Annotated in this window: 15 protein-coding genes; 3 read left to right on the top strand and 12 right to left on the bottom strand. The window is 62.5% G+C overall.

The window, feature by feature from the left end:
• Positions 1-10: 10 nt before the first annotated feature.
• From DY201_RS09080 to omp10, 5 genes are all read right to left on the bottom strand, one after another.
• Complete coding sequence (locus tag DY201_RS09080) at positions 11-961, bottom strand: SPFH domain-containing protein (RefSeq protein WP_067958370.1); 951 nt, start codon at positions 959-961, stop codon at positions 11-13.
• Positions 962-1,074: 113 nt separating this feature from the next.
• Complete coding sequence (locus tag DY201_RS09085) at positions 1,075-2,289, bottom strand: NAD(P)/FAD-dependent oxidoreductase (RefSeq protein WP_115730913.1); 1,215 nt, start codon at positions 2,287-2,289, stop codon at positions 1,075-1,077.
• A 65-nt stretch (positions 2,290-2,354) separates the two neighbouring features.
• Positions 2,355-3,419 carry a ferrochelatase gene (gene hemH / locus DY201_RS09090; protein ID WP_115730914.1) on the bottom strand — a complete coding sequence of 355 codons (1,065 nt, stop codon included), beginning with the start codon at positions 3,417-3,419 and terminating at the stop codon, positions 2,355-2,357.
• A 125-nt stretch (positions 3,420-3,544) separates the two neighbouring features.
• Positions 3,545-5,521: a 5'-nucleotidase C-terminal domain-containing protein gene (locus tag DY201_RS09095; RefSeq protein WP_115730915.1), complete on the bottom strand. Its 1,977-nt coding sequence runs from the start codon at positions 5,519-5,521 to the stop codon at positions 3,545-3,547.
• Between the two features lie 233 nt (positions 5,522-5,754).
• A complete protein-coding gene (gene omp10, locus DY201_RS09100; RefSeq protein ID WP_115730916.1) occupies positions 5,755-6,144 on the bottom strand; it encodes an outer membrane lipoprotein Omp10 in 390 nt (129 codons plus the stop codon).
• Positions 6,145-6,402: 258 nt separating this feature from the next.
• On the opposite strand from omp10, the gene DY201_RS09105 reads away from it, so the two are divergent.
• Genes DY201_RS09105 through DY201_RS09115 form a run of 3 tightly spaced genes read left to right on the top strand, consistent with a single transcriptional unit; the run spans position 6,403 to position 8,666 of the window.
• A complete protein-coding gene (locus DY201_RS09105; protein ID WP_115730917.1) occupies positions 6,403-7,839 on the top strand; it encodes a PTS galactitol transporter subunit IIC in 1,437 nt (478 codons plus the stop codon).
• A gap of 56 nt (positions 7,840-7,895) precedes the next feature.
• On the top strand, positions 7,896-8,357 hold the full coding sequence (locus DY201_RS09110; RefSeq protein WP_115730918.1) for a PTS sugar transporter subunit IIA: 462 nt from the start codon (positions 7,896-7,898) through the stop codon (positions 8,355-8,357).
• A 21-nt stretch (positions 8,358-8,378) separates the two neighbouring features.
• Positions 8,379-8,666 carry a PTS sugar transporter subunit IIB gene (locus DY201_RS09115; RefSeq protein WP_115730919.1) on the top strand — a complete coding sequence of 96 codons (288 nt, stop codon included), beginning with the start codon at positions 8,379-8,381 and terminating at the stop codon, positions 8,664-8,666.
• 70 nt (positions 8,667-8,736) lie between these two features.
• On the opposite strand, the gene DY201_RS09120 is transcribed toward DY201_RS09115, so the two are convergent.
• The 7 genes from DY201_RS09120 to DY201_RS09150 all read right to left on the bottom strand — a co-directional run bounded on the left by DY201_RS09120 (position 8,737) and on the right by DY201_RS09150 (position 15,511).
• Positions 8,737-10,182, bottom strand: coding sequence for a homospermidine synthase (locus DY201_RS09120; RefSeq protein WP_115730920.1), 1,446 nt, complete (start codon positions 10,180-10,182; stop codon positions 8,737-8,739).
• Positions 10,183-10,322: 140 nt separating this feature from the next.
• On the bottom strand, positions 10,323-11,240 hold the full coding sequence (locus DY201_RS09125; RefSeq protein WP_245431937.1) for a heme-dependent oxidative N-demethylase family protein: 918 nt from the start codon (positions 11,238-11,240) through the stop codon (positions 10,323-10,325).
• The gene (locus tag DY201_RS29425) at positions 11,237-11,536 is read right to left on the bottom strand and encodes a type II toxin-antitoxin system RelE/ParE family toxin (RefSeq protein ID WP_245431938.1); all 300 of its coding nucleotides are present in this window, start codon (positions 11,534-11,536) and stop codon (positions 11,237-11,239) included. Before DY201_RS29425 ends, DY201_RS09125 begins: the two co-directional genes overlap by 4 nt.
• The gene (locus DY201_RS09135; protein ID WP_115730923.1) at positions 11,533-11,814 is read right to left on the bottom strand and encodes a CopG family ribbon-helix-helix protein; all 282 of its coding nucleotides are present in this window, start codon (positions 11,812-11,814) and stop codon (positions 11,533-11,535) included. The genes DY201_RS29425 and DY201_RS09135 overlap by 4 nt, the downstream gene beginning before the upstream one ends.
• Positions 11,815-11,873: 59 nt before the next feature.
• Positions 11,874-12,542, bottom strand: a complete 669-nt coding sequence (locus DY201_RS09140; RefSeq protein WP_115730924.1) for an aminotransferase class IV family protein — start codon at positions 12,540-12,542, stop codon at positions 11,874-11,876.
• Entirely contained in the window at positions 12,491-13,645 is a 1,155-nt protein-coding gene (locus DY201_RS09145; RefSeq protein ID WP_115730925.1) for an aminodeoxychorismate synthase component I, read from the bottom strand. The genes DY201_RS09140 and DY201_RS09145 overlap by 52 nt, the downstream gene beginning before the upstream one ends.
• A gap of 30 nt (positions 13,646-13,675) precedes the next feature.
• A complete protein-coding gene (locus DY201_RS09150; RefSeq protein WP_115730926.1) occupies positions 13,676-15,511 on the bottom strand; it encodes a M3 family oligoendopeptidase in 1,836 nt (611 codons plus the stop codon).
• Positions 15,512-15,575: the final 64 nt, after the last annotated feature.

Consider the following 15,575-nt stretch of genomic DNA (forward strand, 5'->3'; position numbering starts at 1 on the left):
CAGCGGAGGCTCAGCCCTGCTCGGGCGGGATTCTCGGCGGCCGCGAGGCCTGGCGCTGCCCGCCTGCCGTGCCACCATCGCGGAAGACTTCCTTGGCGATCTCGCCGATACCGCCTAGCGTGCCGATCAGTGACGACGCCTCCATCGGCATCAGGACAAGCTTGCTGTTGTTGGCTGTTCCAACCTTGGCCAGCGCTTCGGTGTACTTCAGTGCGACGAAGTAGTTGATCGCCTGGACGTCGCCCTTGGCGATGGCTTCCGAAACCACCTGGGTGGCGCGTGCCTCGGCCTCGGCAGAACGTTCACGCGCCTCGGCGTCGCGGAAGGCGGCTTCCTTGCGGCCTTCTGCTTCCAGCACCTGCGCCTGCTTCATGCCCTCCGCTTCGAGGATCTGGGCACGCTTGTTGCGTTCCGCCATCATCTGCCGGCCCATCGATTCGATGAGGTTCGCCGGTGGATTGATGTCCTTGATCTCGACGCGGGTGATCTTGATTCCCCAGGGGTGGGCCGCTTCGTCGACGACGCGCAGCAGGCGCTCGTTGATGGCGTCGCGATTGGACAGCAACTCGTCTAGATCCATCGATCCCATCACGGTGCGGATGTTGGTCATGGTCAGGTTGAGAATGGCGTTCTGCAGGCCTGCGACCTGATAGGCGGCCTGCGGCGCGTTCAACACCTGATAGAAGGCGACGCCGTCGACCGCGACCATCGCGTTGTCCTTGGTGATGATCTCTTGCGTCGGGACATCCAGAACCTGCTCCATCATGTTCATCTTGGCGCCGATGCGGTCGATGAAGGGGATGATCAGGTTGAGGCCGGGCGTCAGCGTCCTGGTGTAGCGGCCGAAACGCTCGACAGTATAGTTATAGCCTTGGGGAATAGTCTTGATGCCTGCGAACAGCACCAGGAGCACGAGCACGACAAGTACTGGGATGACGATATCGAAGCCGCTGAAGCCCATGCGAAAATCCCCCGCAAGTTGAGCGCGCGATTCACAAGTCGCGCCATATGCGCTGAAGACTTAAGGGCGTTTCGGCGGCGATACAACACAGCAAGCCGGAAATGTCATCCGGTTCAGCGTGGGAAGGCGAACAGGTCGGTGTCGGCATCCCGGTGGCCGGAAATGGCGGCGCTGACGATCTCTGCGGCGATACGCGAATAGGTGATGCCGTTGCCGCCATAACCCATGGCCGCATGGATGCGCGGGTGCCCGGGAACCGTGCCGATATAGGGCAGGCCGGTCGGCGTCGTGCCGAACGAACCGGCCCAGGCGAATGCCGGTTTGGTATCGAGCCGCGGGAAAAGCCGCTTCAGCTTTGCCGAAATGCGATCCGACTTTTCGGCTATCAGTGCGTCGCGCCGCACTTCGTCGGTAAAGTCCTCGTCCTCGCCGCCGCAGATCACGCGGCCGTCCACAGTGGCGCGCAAATAGAGATAAGGGTCGGAGGCTTCCCAGATCAGATGCTTGCCGGGCCAAAGCGCCTGTTTCTGCGGCTTTGTTGCGATTGCCCAGGTCGAGATGATCTTGTGGTCGGTGGCGGGGATCAGGTCGGCGACGAGCTCGTAGCCTGTGGCGAGGACGACATGGTCGGCGGTGATGGTCGGGCCGTCTGCCGTCGTCACAACCGCTTCTTCGCGTCCGGCCTTGACGGAGACTGCCTCGACCGGGGCATAGAAGCGCGCCTTGCGCTCCAGCGCCTTGCGCAACAATCCGGCTGTCAGCTTTCGCGGGTCGAGCGCCAGATTGTCGTGGCTGATGATGGCGCCCTGGCGCCGGATACCGGACTGGTCTTGCACTTCGGATGTGGAAAGATAGGTGGCGTGAATGCCGGCAAGGCGCCTTGCCTCAGCCTCGTCGCGCAGCGCAGGGGCATCCAGAACATCGCCGGCAAGGTAGAGCGAAGACCTGCTCTCTATGTTGCAGCGGATGCCGAGCTCGCCGATACGCGCCCTGAGGTTCATGACTGCGAGACGCGAACGCCGCCAGGCGCGTTCGGCCCGTTCACGGCCGATGAGGTGGCTAAGCTTTGAAAGCGGTTGATCGATTTCGAACTGGACGAGGGCGGTGGTCGCCGCAGTCGAGCCGAGGAGTGGTCCGCGCCTGTCGATGCAGACGACAGCATGGCCGGCGTCGACAAGGGCTTCGGCGATCAACGCGCCGCTGATGCCCATGCCGATGATGGCGACGTCGGTCTTGATGTCGCGGGTGAGCCTGCCTGCCGGAACGGACGGCGCGCGGTAGGCGTACCAGACGGGCCGTCCGGTCCTGAGGTCGAGCTTGCGGGTCATCGTCGGGTGAGCCTCCCTGGCCCGCGTTCAACGCCGCGCGCCGGTGGAGGTTCCGCCCGCGGCGGCTAGACCCAGCCCATCAACTCGCGGCGGGCGATGGTCTCGATCACCGCCATGCCTTCCGGGCTGTCGTTGAGGCAAGGGATGTGGGAGAAGTTGTTACCGCCGGCATGGTGGAAGATCTCGGCGTTTTCTCCGGCGATCTCCTCCAGCGTCTCGATGCAGTCGGCCGAAAAACCCGGATTGACGATGGCGATCGACTTGACCCCTTCCTTTGCCAGCCGCTCGACGGTCTTGTCGGTATAGGGCTGCAGCCATTCCTGCGCGCCAAAGCGCGACTGGAAGGTGGTCATCAGCTTCTTGTCGCTCATCCCAAGCCGCTCGCGCAGCAGACGCGTCGTCTTCACGCAATGGCAATGATAGGGGTCGCCCTTCTCGAAATAGGGCTTCGGGATGCCGTGATAGGAGGCGAGGATCACCTCCGGTTCGAAGTCGAGCTTGGCCAGATGCTGCTCGATCGAGCGGGCCAGCGCTTCGATGTAGACCGGCTCGTCGTAATAGGCGGGCACGCTGCGGATCGATGGCTGGGCGCGAAGCTTCATCAGCGCGCGGAACAGCTGGTCGTTGGCGGTTGCCGTCGTCGTCGCCGAATATTGCGGGTAGAGCGGGAACAGCACGATGCGGTCGCAGCCCTGGGCGATCAGCTTCTTGGTCACACTTTCTGTCGAGGGATTGCCGTAGCGCATGGCCCAGTCGACGACGACGTCGGGCAGGTCGCGCAGCGCTTCGGCGAGCTTCTCGCTCTGGGCGCGGGTGTAGGTGCGCAGCGGCGACTCGTCGCGCTCCGTGTTCCAGATCTTCTTGTAGTTCTCGCCCGACTTCTTCGGTCGTGTGTTGAGCACGATACCGTAGAGGATCGGGTACCAAAGCAGCTTCGGCAACTCGATGACGCGCGGGTCGGACAGGAATTCGCGAAGATAACGCCACATCGACTTCTGATCGGTGCCGTCGGGCGTGCCGAGATTGACCAGGAGGACGCCGACCTTACCTTTGCGTACTGCCGGGTGACCAGTGGGGAACGGGCCGAGCGACTTGGCCGATTTCTCGTCGATTGTGGTCGTCAGGTTCATTCGGTGTCTCCGTAATGCGGGATACCTAATTGAATGGGGCTGCCATTCAATGTCGCGTCTGGCCGCACCCAAAAACAAAGCCCGCCCGGTTGGCCGGGCGGGCTGGTTGCGGCCGAAGAGCCCTATCAGTTTGCCGATGGGATCGAAAGTGTTCCGCCGATATGCAGATCCTCGGCCTTGGCATCCGGATTGGCCGCAGCGATTGCCTGCCACTTGGTCGCGTCACCGAGATATGTCTTGGCGAGATCCCAGAAGGTGTCGCCGCGGGCAATGGTGTGCGACTTGCCGCCGGCTGCCGGCGCTGCTGCCGGTTCAGCTGCTGCGGGTGCAGCCGCCTCGGCAGGCTTGGTCGGTTCGACGGTCGGTGGCGTGCCGGCGATCTCGCCAGAGGCGCTCGGCAGTGCCGGCGTTGCCGTTGCGGCTTCGGTCGTTGCTGCGGGCGCTGCTGCCGGCTTCGCCGGCTCTGCTGCGGCTGGTGCAGCGGCAACGGTTGCCGCGATCTCGGTGATGCGGCCGTCGAGCTTCGGCGTGAACGGACGGTTCTTGCCGAGATAGTCGGCGACCACCTGTTCGAGGCTCGGACCGTAGTCGTAGGCGTTGGTGGCATTGGAGGCGAACAGCTTGTAGCCGTCGCCGCCCTGGCGGACGTAGTTGTTCGTAGCCACCGTGTACACCTTGGCTTCGTCGATCGGCTTCCAGGCGCCGCCCTCCATCACCTCGACCGACTTGACGCGACCGGCGTTGGCGGCGACCGACTTGTCGAAGGCGTATTTCAGGCCTGCGACCTGCGGGAACTTGCCTTTGCCCTCCTCGATCTCGCTGACGCCTGCCTCGAGCGAGGCGACGATGTCCTTGCCGGAAAGCTGGAAGGTGGCGAGCGTGTTCTGGAACGGAAGCACAGTCAGCACTTCGCCCATGGTGACCACGCCCTGGTCGATCGAGGCGCGGATGCCGCCGCCGTTCTGGAAGACGATGGTTACGCCCTGGTCCTTGACCCGGTCGAGGATGGCGTCGGAGATCAAATTGCCCATCTCGCATTCGCGCGCCCGGCAGCTCTCGCGGCTGCCGTCGATGAGTGCCGTGGTCTCGGCGACTTCCTTGTTCTTCAGCTCCTCGATAGGCGCGCCAAGTTCCTTGATGCGGGCGAGCACGGCCTCGTCGGGCTTGATCGAATTGTCGAGATAGATCGGGTCGCCCTTGGCTTCCTTGACCACGCCATTGTCGTCGAAGGTGACGGTGAATTCGCCGAGATACTTGGAGTAGGACGCGGCCTGGGTGACCGGAACCTTGTAGCCTTCGGGGTTGTCGATCATCGTCGGATAGGGCCCTTCGGCCTTGGCGTCGGTGTTCGACAAAAGCGAATGCGAGTGGCCGCCCACGACCACGTCGACGCCAGGGATCTTGGCGATCAGCTCCTTGTCACGGGGGTAGCCGACATGGGTCAGGGCGATGATCTTGTTGACGCCCTCGGCCTTCAGCTTCTCGACTTCGGCGGTAATCGTCTTGATGTCGTCCTCGATGGCGATGTTCGGGCCGGGCGAAGCGACTTCCGGGGTGTCGTTGGTGACGGCGCCGACGATGCCTATCTTCTGGCCGCCGACCTCGAGCACCAGCGACGGCTTGATGCGGTCACCGACCTTGGACTGGGCATTGGGGTGCACGTTGGCGGAGAGTACCGGGAACTGGATCTTCTCCAGGAACGGTACCAGCGCTTCTTCGCCGTCGTCGAACTCGTGGTTGCCCACGGTCATCGCGTCGAATTTCATCTGGTTGAGGAATTCGGCTTCAACCGCGCCCTTGTAGGTGGTGTAGAACAAAGAGCCCTGGAAGTTGTCGCCGCCATTGAGCAGCAGAACATTCTGGCCTTCGAGCTTCTTGCGCTGTTCGGCGATTGCGGTAACAAGCCGCGCGGCACCGCCGATGCACTCACCCTTGCCCTCCTCTTCGGCGGAACAGGTCGATTCGAACTTGTTGTTGCTTTCAATGCGGCTGTGCCAGTCATTGATATGCATGATGGTCAATGTATAGTCGGCGAATGACGGCGCGGCGGAATAGCCGAATGCCGAAGCCGACAAAGCCGCAATGGCAGCCAATCTCTTCATGATGAAATCTCCCGAATGACCCCGACGAGACGTTTAGCGTCTTCGCTTGACCGGAATGTTACACATTCCTTGGCGCCATGTTCACATTCCGAATTTTCGGATGCAAGGGAGAATCGGCAGTTTGTAGCCGCCTTACTTGTCGGCCAGCGATAGCCTTGCCAGCACTGAAACCGGCGACCCCGCCGATGACGTCAAGGCACCGATGTGCCCGCCGAAGCGGGCACTGATTTGGCTCAGGCGGTGCGCCTGGTCAGGGTGAATTGCTGGCCAGCTGAGCTGGTGCAGTTCAACTGGTTGGCAGAGATCAGCAGGCAGTTGAAGCTGATTGGCGACTGGCGGATCAGCGAGGTGCCGTTGATCTGAACCGAATTGGCGCCGGTCAGGATGTAGGTTCCGTCAGAGAGCTTCTGGCCGGTGTCGGTAGCTACAGTCTGGAACGAACCACCGGCAAAGGTGGAGAGCCCGGTGCCCTTGGCGTCGAGCCATGCACCCTCGACACCGGAGGGAGCGGGTCGCATGCCGCCGCCGCCAGATGATCCGCCGCCGCTTGTCGAGCAGCCGGCAATGGCGGCCGCAAGCAGGGCAAGCACTCCGGCCGAAGCAATTTTGCGCGAAGTCGTCATGAAAGAATCCTCTCCTCAGTCCGCAGCCTTCAATCGCCCGATTTTGCTTTCAAGGCAAGGCTTTGCCGGCCGGCATCGTCAGCCAGGCAATTGCGAATTGGCCGTCACTGTGGCCGATTTGCCCGCCCGTCGGTCCGCCAGGACCGTATGGGCAGATTGACAGTTTTCGTAAACGATGCAACTTTCGTATATCGTCAAACACAAAAGTTCTAGGCTAGGGATGTGCCTGGAGCAGCTTAGACGCCTTGGGGAGGCAAAATGGATTCGTTCTTGACCGGCCTGAAAGCGGCCGTGGATACGCTTGGTGCAACGGTACTGTTGCCCATCGTCATTTTCATCATCGCTGTGGTTCTTGGCGCCAAGGTGGGCAAGGCGTTCCGCGCCGCCATCACCATCGGCGTCGCTTTCATCGGCATCAATCTGGTGCTTGGCCTGATGCTGGGCTCGATCGGCGACGTCGCCAAGGCGATCGTCACCAATACCGGCATCCAACGTGACATCGTCGATGTCGGCTGGCCTTCGGCCGCGGCCATCGCCTTCGGCTCGTCTGTCGGCCTGTGGGTCATTCCGATCGGCATCGCAGTCAACATCGCGCTGCTCCTGCTGCGCTGGACGCGCACGCTGAACGTCGACGTCTGGAATTTCTGGCATTTCGCCTTCGTCGGCTCGCTGGCCACCGCCGCCACCGGCAGCCTGGGCTACGGCCTGGTGGTTGCAGCACTGGTCGCAGCCCTTGCGTTGCTGTTCGCCGACTGGTCGGCACGCGCCGTGCAGCAGTTCTATGGCATTCCCGGCGTGTCGGTGCCGCATCTGGCGTCGGCGCAGATCCTGCCGATCGCCATCGTGCTGAACTGGGTCATGGACCGCATTCCCGGCATCAACAAGATCAACATCTCGACCGAGACCATCGAGAAGCGCTTCGGTGTCTTCGGCGAGCCAGTCGTGCTAGGCCTGATCATCGGCCTCGTGCTCGGTCTGATCGCCTACTACAACGCCGGCGACTTCGGCACGGTGCTTTCCAAGGTGTTGACGACAGGCATGACGCTGGCCGCCGTGATGCTGCTTCTGCCGCGCATGGTGAAGGTGCTGATGGAAGGCCTGCTGCCTGTGTCGGATGCGGCCCAGGAGTTCGTCCGCAAGCGCACCGGCGACCGCGAACTGCTGGTCGGCCTCGACTCGGCGATCCTGATCGGTCACCCCGCGGCGATCTCTTCGTCGCTGATCCTGGTACCGATCGCCATCGTGCTGTCGGTCATCCTGCCCGGCAACCGCGTCATCCTGTTCGCCGACCTCGCGGTCATTCCGTTCATCGTCGCCATGACGGCACCGCTGCTCAAAGGCAACGTCTTCCGCATGGTCATCGTCGGTACCGTCACGCTGGCGCTCGGCTTCTACGTCGCCAACGCACTGGCGCCGCTGTTCACCAGCGCTGCCGTCTCGTCGGGCTTCCAGATGCCGGCCAACGCGGTGCAGATCACCTCGGTCGTCGACGGCTTCCTGTGGATCCCCTACGTGATCATCGAAGCGATCCAGGGCCTCGCCATCGCCGGCCTGGTGCTGCTCGCAGCCGCGATCGCCCTGCTGTTCGTCCTCTATCGCCGCAACAGCGCGGCATGGGAGCGCGCGGCAGGTGCCGAGGATGAAGCCGAGGAGGCAACCCCTGCCATCCGCGCCAAGGCTACGGCCAACGCCTGATATCGAAAACCCGGACCGGCGGCGCGGTCGCCGGTCTCGGACACTGGAGTAATTGAATGGCGCGAGCCTTGATGAATTTTCTCGACCCCCAAGCCATTGCCCTGGGGGTCGAGGCGCACGACAACGAAGCGGTCATCCGCCTGCTTGCCGGCAAGCTCGAGGCGCTCGGCTATGTGAAGGCATCCTACGCGGATGCGGTGGTGAAGCGCGAGACGACGATGCCGACCGGCCTGCCGCTCGGCTATGCGCTCAACGTCGCCATCCCGCATACCGATCCGGAACATGTGCTGAAGCCAGGCATCGCGCTGGCGGTGCTGCGGCAGCCGGTCGATTTCGCCAATATGGAAGACCCCGACGAGGCGGTACCGGTTGGCTTCGTGTTTCTCCTTGCCATCAATGACAAGGACAAGCAGATAGACATGCTTCAGGAAATCATGGACACGATCCAGAGCGAGGCAGCGCTTTCCAGCCTCAGCAACGCCAAGACGTTCGAAGACATCGCCTCGGTAATCGGCTAGCCGCAGCAAGGGATATATCAGATGGCCAAACAGAAGACCGTTCTCTTTGCCTGCGGCACCGGCGTCGCCACGTCGACGGCGGTCAACGCCGCCGTCACCGAAGCCATGAAGTCGCGCGGGTTGACCTTCAACGCCATGCAATGCAAGGCAACCGAAGTGCCAAGCCTCGCCGACAATGTCGATCTCATCGTTTCGACGACGCCGATCTCGGCATCGGTGACGGTTCCGGTGATCAAGGGGCTCGCTTTCTTGACCGGCATCGGCAAGGACAAGGCGCTCGACGATATCGAGGCCGAGCTGCGCAAGTAGCCTCAGCTTCCAATCCATCAAACAAAAAGGGCGCCGTTTGGCGCCCTTTTCGTTTTCAAATCCTGGGCACTCAGCGCACCAGGATGTTGCGGAACTGCCATGGATCGTCCTTGTCGAGATCCTCCTCGAACAGGCCGGGGCGGCCTTCGAGCGGCGTCCAGTCGGTGTAGTAGCCGTTGACCGGCCCGAGATACTGCTTTTGCACTTCAAGGCAGCGCCTGTAGTCGACCTCGTCGGCTTCGACTATGCCGGCCTCGGGATTCTCAAGAGCCCAGACCATGCCGGCGAGCACGGCGGAAGACACCTGCAGACCAGTGGCGTTCTGGTAAGGCGCAAGCTTGCGCGCCTGTTCGAGCGTCAGCTGCGAGCCAAACCAGTAGGCATTCTTGTCGTGGCCATAGAGCAGCACGCCGAGTTCGTCCGATCCGTCGACGAGTTCGTTCTCGTCAAGCACGTGATGGACGGGCTGTGCCTTGCCGGCGGCACCGAACATCTCGTGCAGCGACAGCACCGCGTCGTTGCAGGGATGGTAGGCGTAGTGGCAGGTCGGGCGGTAGGTCACCTTGCCCTTCTTCGAGCGCACGGTGAAGAAGTCGGAGATCGAAATCGCCTCGTTGTGGGTGACCAGGAAGCCGTATTGCGGGCCAGGTGTCGGGCACCAGGTGCGAACGCGCGTGTTGGCGCCCGGCTGCTCGAGATAGATCGCCGCCTTGTTGCCCTTCTTGAACTTCTTGGCGTTCTTGGGCTTCCAGGTTTCGTGCGTGCCCCAGCCGAGCTCGGCCGGCTGCAGGCCTTCAGAGATGAAGCCCTCGACCGACCAGGTGTTCCAGAACACGTTCATCGGCTTGGGGTTCTTGGTGCGCTGGGTGTCGCGCTCGGCGATGTGGATGCCCTTGACGCCAGCCTTCTTCATCAGCGCGGCCCAACCCTCGCGGTCGTTGGTCGCGGGGATCTCGAACTCAAGGCCCAGATCCTTGGAAAGGTTGACCAGCGCCTGCTTGACGAACCACGAGACCATGCCCGGATTGGCGCCGCAGGTCGAAACGGCAGTGGTGCCGCCGGGGTGCTTGCGCCGTTCTTCAAGCAGGGTCTCGCGCAGCGCGTAGTTGGTGCGCTCGCTATTGTCGGCGCTGTTGTTGAAGTAGAAGCCGAGCCAGGGTTCGATGACGGTGTCGACGTAGAGCGTGCCGAGCTTGCGGCACAGATGCATGAGCTCCACGGAACCGGTGTCGACCGAGAGGTTGACGCAGAAGCCCTGGCCGCTGCCGTTGGTCAGCAGGGGCGTCAAGAGCTCCTTGAAATTGTCCTTGGTTACCGCCTCCTGGATGAATTTGATGCCACGCTCATCCGCGAGTTTTCGGTTTTCGTCGCTGGGATCGATAATCACCATGCGCGACTTGTCGAACTTGAAATGGCGTTCAATGAGGGGGAGCGTTCCGCGACCGATCGAGCCAAAGCCGATCATCACAACAGGACCAGTAATCTCACCGTAAACGGGCCATTTTTCATTCGCCATTTTTTATGGCACTCCTTCTCACACTAAAAGAGCCGGGCCACGATTGACCCGGCTTCAACGGCTAAACCATACATGCTTGTCACAATAAAGCGAATCCGCGTTCCCATATGCTGTAGGAACCGGACGTTATGCCGCTATTCTTAGCTGGTGGAGGCGATGCCGTTGAGGAAGCCGACCAGCCTGTGGCGGTCGGCGGCAAGGCCCTTATAGTCGAGCTGGTCGCGGTCGAGAGACATCAATTGTCCGGCGAAGGAGGCGGCCAGTTGCGCCCTGTCAGGGGTGCGCGCGAGTACCGCCAGCGGGTCGAGATAGATGCGGATGGTGAACAGGATATCGCCTGTAACGGGCAGCTTGCGCAGGGTCTGGCGCTCGACGCGGATGAAGGCGTGGGCAGCGATATCAGCGCCCGGAAAGGTCGAATCCGCTTCGGCCGAACGGGCCAGGCGCTGGCGGTCGGAGAGCGGGTGATAGAGCGAGCCATCGGCCTGGATCGACCAGTTGAAGCGCTCGACCAGCACCGCGAGCTTGTCGAACATGCGTGCAATCAAGTCGGCCATGCGTGTGCCCGGGCCGAAGCCCGGCACTGGGCCGTGGATGTCGTGGATCGCCTTGCCGAATTTCTCGCTCAGCCGCCATGACGACGGGAAGCACAGCGAACCGGCCGCGAGCCGCCAGCCATTTTCGCCCTGACGCATCAGGATCAGGTCTTCCTGGACAAGCTTCGAGGCCGCGACGAGTGGATTGTCGCCCGCATCGGCGATGTCGACGGAGCGGCCGGAGCCCGAGATGACGCATCGCCCGCCTTCGAGACGATAGGTCTCCGGATAGCGCTCGACCAAATGCGCGACCATAAGATCGAGCACTTCCTGCTGGGCAGCGCGCGTCTCAGGCTCGGCGACGAATACCTTGTCGGAGATCGTCGTGTATAGACGGTCCTTTTCCGCGAGATAGGCTTCGAGATGCTCATCCAACTCGATCCAGTCGCGTGGCTGCGCCTGCTTCAGTCCGATGGCGAAAGGTTTGGAGCTGCCGTCGTAAGGCGTATGCGTAGGGATCACAGGGTGGTCGGCCACTGCGGCGGGCGGTTGCGCCGTGTGTGGTAGACGCGCAGAACTTCGACGTTGCCGTCCTTGACCCGATACGGAATGAAGTAGGGCAGGTCGGGCACGGCGCATTCGCGGACTGATTCACGCCCGGCCGTCGGGCGACCGATGTCTGGCCGTTCCTCGATCAGCCGCAGCGCCTTGATAATGCGGTCGCCAACCTTCTGCGCCATTGCAGGATCATCAGCGGCAATAGTGGTACGAAGCTCGGCGAGATAACGGACGGCGCGGGGAAGGATGCGTAGCGTCATGTCTCGGCGGCACCTGCTTCGGGGGCTGGCAGTTCTCTGTCGGATCCCCATGACGCCAGCCAATCCGTCACGGTTTCTCCAAGCACGAAAGTGCCTTCATCGGCCTCGCGTTCGGCCTCGCGAACGCTGGCAAGATAAGCCTGCTGGTCGCCGACATAAGCGGCCACGGCTTCCTTGATTATGAAGGCGCGCGAACGTCTCGTCAGCGTCGCATAATCGTCTACTTCGCTGCGCAGATCGTCGGGCAGGCTGATAGAGAATTTGGATTCGCTGGCCATGTTCAGGCTCTACAAATGCATCTGGAGACAATGTAGTCGACTATGACGGTGAGTCAAACCTAACCTCGCACCAGCTTTGCCGCGATCAACCCGCGTAGCGAATTTCCCACCCACAGTCTTGATGCCCCGATGAGGTCATCTAAGCTCAACATCGTCTCGACGGCTTCGCCGCGCGCAAGCATTTCGCCGCGCAATATCCCCGCAAGCAGGCCGCAAGCAAGTGCCGGCGTCCTGAGCGGTCTGGTGTCGCCAGCGTCAACAAAGATGCTGGTGATGGTGCCTTCGCAGACGTTTCCTGCCTGATTGAGCAGGATCATCTCCTCGGCTTCTTCGCGGGAAAACTCGGCGCGGGCGCGGTCATAGGCGTCGCGGCGCGTGGTTTTGTGACGCAACAGCCGATTTGAGCTGTCGAGACGCGTCCTGGCGATGCGAATCGTCCAAACGGCATCGGGCGCAAGCGGCGAAAACGGCTGGGTGGTGACATCCACGCCGCCATCTGCCGCAAGAGCGAGGCGAACCCGCAGGGCAGCGTCGCCAACAGCCGCACGTCGAAGGCTCTTTCCGACGATTTCGGGTTCACAGCCGAAGCCCAGTGCTTTCGCTGAAGCTTCGAGCCGGGCGAGGTGGAGATCGCCGCGGAGAAAGCCGCCGACCGGCTCCCATCGCATGGTCTCGATCAGCTCGAAGTCGGTACCGTGCCCGTGGCGAAGCGCGCTTTCAGAAGACATTCCGCATACTCCGCTGCCGCAGTCGAATCGAACACCACGCCGCCGCCGACATTGTAGACGGCCTCGCCATCCTCGTGCAGCGTGATGGTGCGGATCGCCACCGAAAAGCGCATCGTGCCGCCGGGCGCAATCCAGCCGATGGCGCCACAATAGACGTCGCGCGGGGTGCTCTCCAGTTCGCGGAGGATCTCCATGGCGCGGATCTTCGGCGCACCTGTAATCGAGCCGCAGGGAAACAGCGCTGCAAAGATCTTTTCGATGCTGAGCCCGGGCAGCAGCTTCGCCCGCACGGTGCTGACCATCTGGTGCACGGTCGGATAGCTCTCGATGCGGAACAGCTCGGGCACATCGAGTGTGCCGACTTCGGTAATCAGCGAGATGTCGTTGCGCAACAGGTCGACGATCATGCGGTTTTCCGCTTGGTTCTTCTCGTCGTTGCGCAGGAAATCCTTGAGGGCAGCATCCTCCTCCGGCGTCTTGCCGCGTGGGGCTGTGCCTTTCATCGGATGGGTCTCGATCCAGCCGTCGCCGTCGATCTCAAAAAACAGTTCGGGCGAACGCGACAGCACCGTTGGGCCGCCGAGCGAGACGAGCGAGCCGTACTTCACGGGCTGCCTGGCAATCAAGGCGTCAAAGGCGTCGAGCGGGGTGCCAGACCATTGCGCCTGGACCGGAAAGGTGAGGTTGGCCTGGTAGCAGTCGCCCTGGCGCAGATGCTGATGCAGCTTGTTGAAGCGGCGTTCATAGTCCGCCTCCGACCATGTCGCCCGCGCATCGAAGATCGGTCCATTGGTGACCGCCGCGCGCGACGCCGGACGGTCGTTGTCAGATGGCTGGTCGAAGACGCCGAGACAGACCAGCGGCGTGCGCCGGCCCTCGGGCAGCAGCGGTCGCAACTTCGGTTCGAGCAGGTAGCCGGCCTCGTAAGAGAAGTAGCCGACGAGCCACTTGCCCTGTTCGTGGGCCTTCTGCGCTGCCTGCAGAGCCGGGAAAAAGTCCGCCGCATCATGCGCAACGATGATCTCGCGCGGTGCCTCGAACAACACCTCGCGGCCGGCTGGGTCGTCCCGGAACAGGACGAAGGGGGATTGGGGACCAGTCATGACTTCAGTTGCCTGGGAATGCGCCGGCGATCAGTCCAGCGCTTCCAGTTCGTCGATGAGGCTGCCAACGACAGCAAGCCCCTTCTGCCAGAAAGCCGGATCGGTGGCGTCGAGCCCGAACGGCTTCAGAAGCTCCGAATGATGCTTGGTGCCGCCGGCGCGCAGCATCTCGAAATACTTCTCCTGAAAGCCACCCTCGGCATTCTGGTAGACGGCATAGAGCGAGTTCACCAGACAATCGCCGAAGGCATAGGCATAGACGTAGAAGGGCGAGTGGATGAAGTGCGGGATATACGACCAGAACACCTCGTAGCCTTCGCGCAGCTTGATCGCGGGTCCCAGGCTCTCGGCCTGCACCTCAAGCCAGAACTGGCCGAGCTGGTCCGAGGTCAGCTCGCCGTTCTTGCGCTCGGAATGCACCTTGCGCTCGAACTCGTAGAAGGCGATCTGGCGCACGACTGTGTTGATCATGTCTTCGACCTTCTGCGCCAGCATCGCCTTGCGCTCGCGCTTGTCTGTGGTGCGGTCGAGCAGCGAGCGGAAAGTCAGCATCTCGCCGAAAACGCTTGCCGTCTCGGCCAGCGTCAGCGGCGTCGAGGCCATCAGCGCTCCCTGGCCGGCGGCCAGGACCTGGTGCACGCCATGGCCGAGTTCATGGGCAAGTGTCATGACGTCGCGCGGCTTGCCCATGTAGTTGAGCAGCACGTAGGGGTGCGCCGACGGCACCGTCGGATGGGCAAAGGCACCCGGCGCCTTGCCGGGGCGCACCGGCGCGTCGATCCAGCGGCGGTCGAAGAAATCGCGCGCGATCTCGGCCATCTCGGGCGAGAAACGCTGGTAGGCGGTCAGCACCGTATCCTTGGCGTCGTCCCAGCCGATCGTCGCCTGCGGCGTCTCCGGCAGCGGCGCATTGCGGTCCCAGTGGTTCATCACCTCCATGCCGAGCCACTTGGCCTTCATCTTGTAGTAGCGATGCGACAGGCGCGGGTAGGCCTCGCGGACGGCGGCGGCAAGCGCGTCGACAACCTCGCGCTCGACGCGGTTGGCGAGGTGGCGCGAGTCGGCGATGTCCTCGAAGCCGCGCCAACGGTCAGAGATTTCCTTGTCCTTGGACAGGGTGTTGGTGATCAGCGTGAAGACGCGCTGGTTCTTGCGGAAGGTCGCTGCGAGGGCGTCGGATGCCGCCTTGCGGACCTCGCCGTCAGGGTCCTGCAGCATGTTCAGCGCCGGTTCCAGCGCCAGCTCCTCGCCGCCGATGTTGAAGCGCAAGTCGGTCATGGTCTCGTCGAACAGCCGGTTCCAGGCGCCGCGCCCGGTGATCGACTTTTCGTGGAACAGCTGCTCGACCCGGTCTTCGAGCTGGTAGGGTTTGTCCTTGCGGAGGTCGAGCACCCAGGGGCGGTAGTGGCCGAACGCCGGATCTGTATCGAGCGCCTTGAGGATGAGCTCGTCGTCGACCAGGTTCAGTTCGAGCGCGAAGAACAACAGATGCGCGCTGGCATCTGTCATCTTCTCCTGCACGTCGCCATAGAGCTTCGAGCGCTTGGGGTCGGATGTGTCGCCGGCATAGACGAGGCCGGCATAGGAGACGACGCGGCCAACCAGCTCTTCCAGTGCCTCATAAGTACGCATTGCCTCGCCGAGCTTGCCTGCGCCGCCGCGTCCGGCCTCGATGGCAAGGGTGCCTTTCCAGCGTGCCTCGAAGGCGACGGCATCAGCCGAGGCCTTATCGAGATCGCGGGCGAGTTCGGGCGCGTCCATGCTGGAATAGAGGTCGGCGAGGTTCCATTCGGGCAGGTCGCCCAGCCCTGCCGCGCTCCCGGCGGAGGCAGTGGCCGACATCTGTTGCCCGGAATTCCAACGCATTGCGTCTTCCTTTTCACTATCCTGGGCCGGTTAGATTCAATCCTAAGGGATTCGTTCACCGGCT

The sequence above is a fragment of the Aminobacter aminovorans genome, from assembly GCF_900445235.1.
GTDB lineage: Bacteria > Pseudomonadota > Alphaproteobacteria > Rhizobiales > Rhizobiaceae > Aminobacter > Aminobacter aminovorans.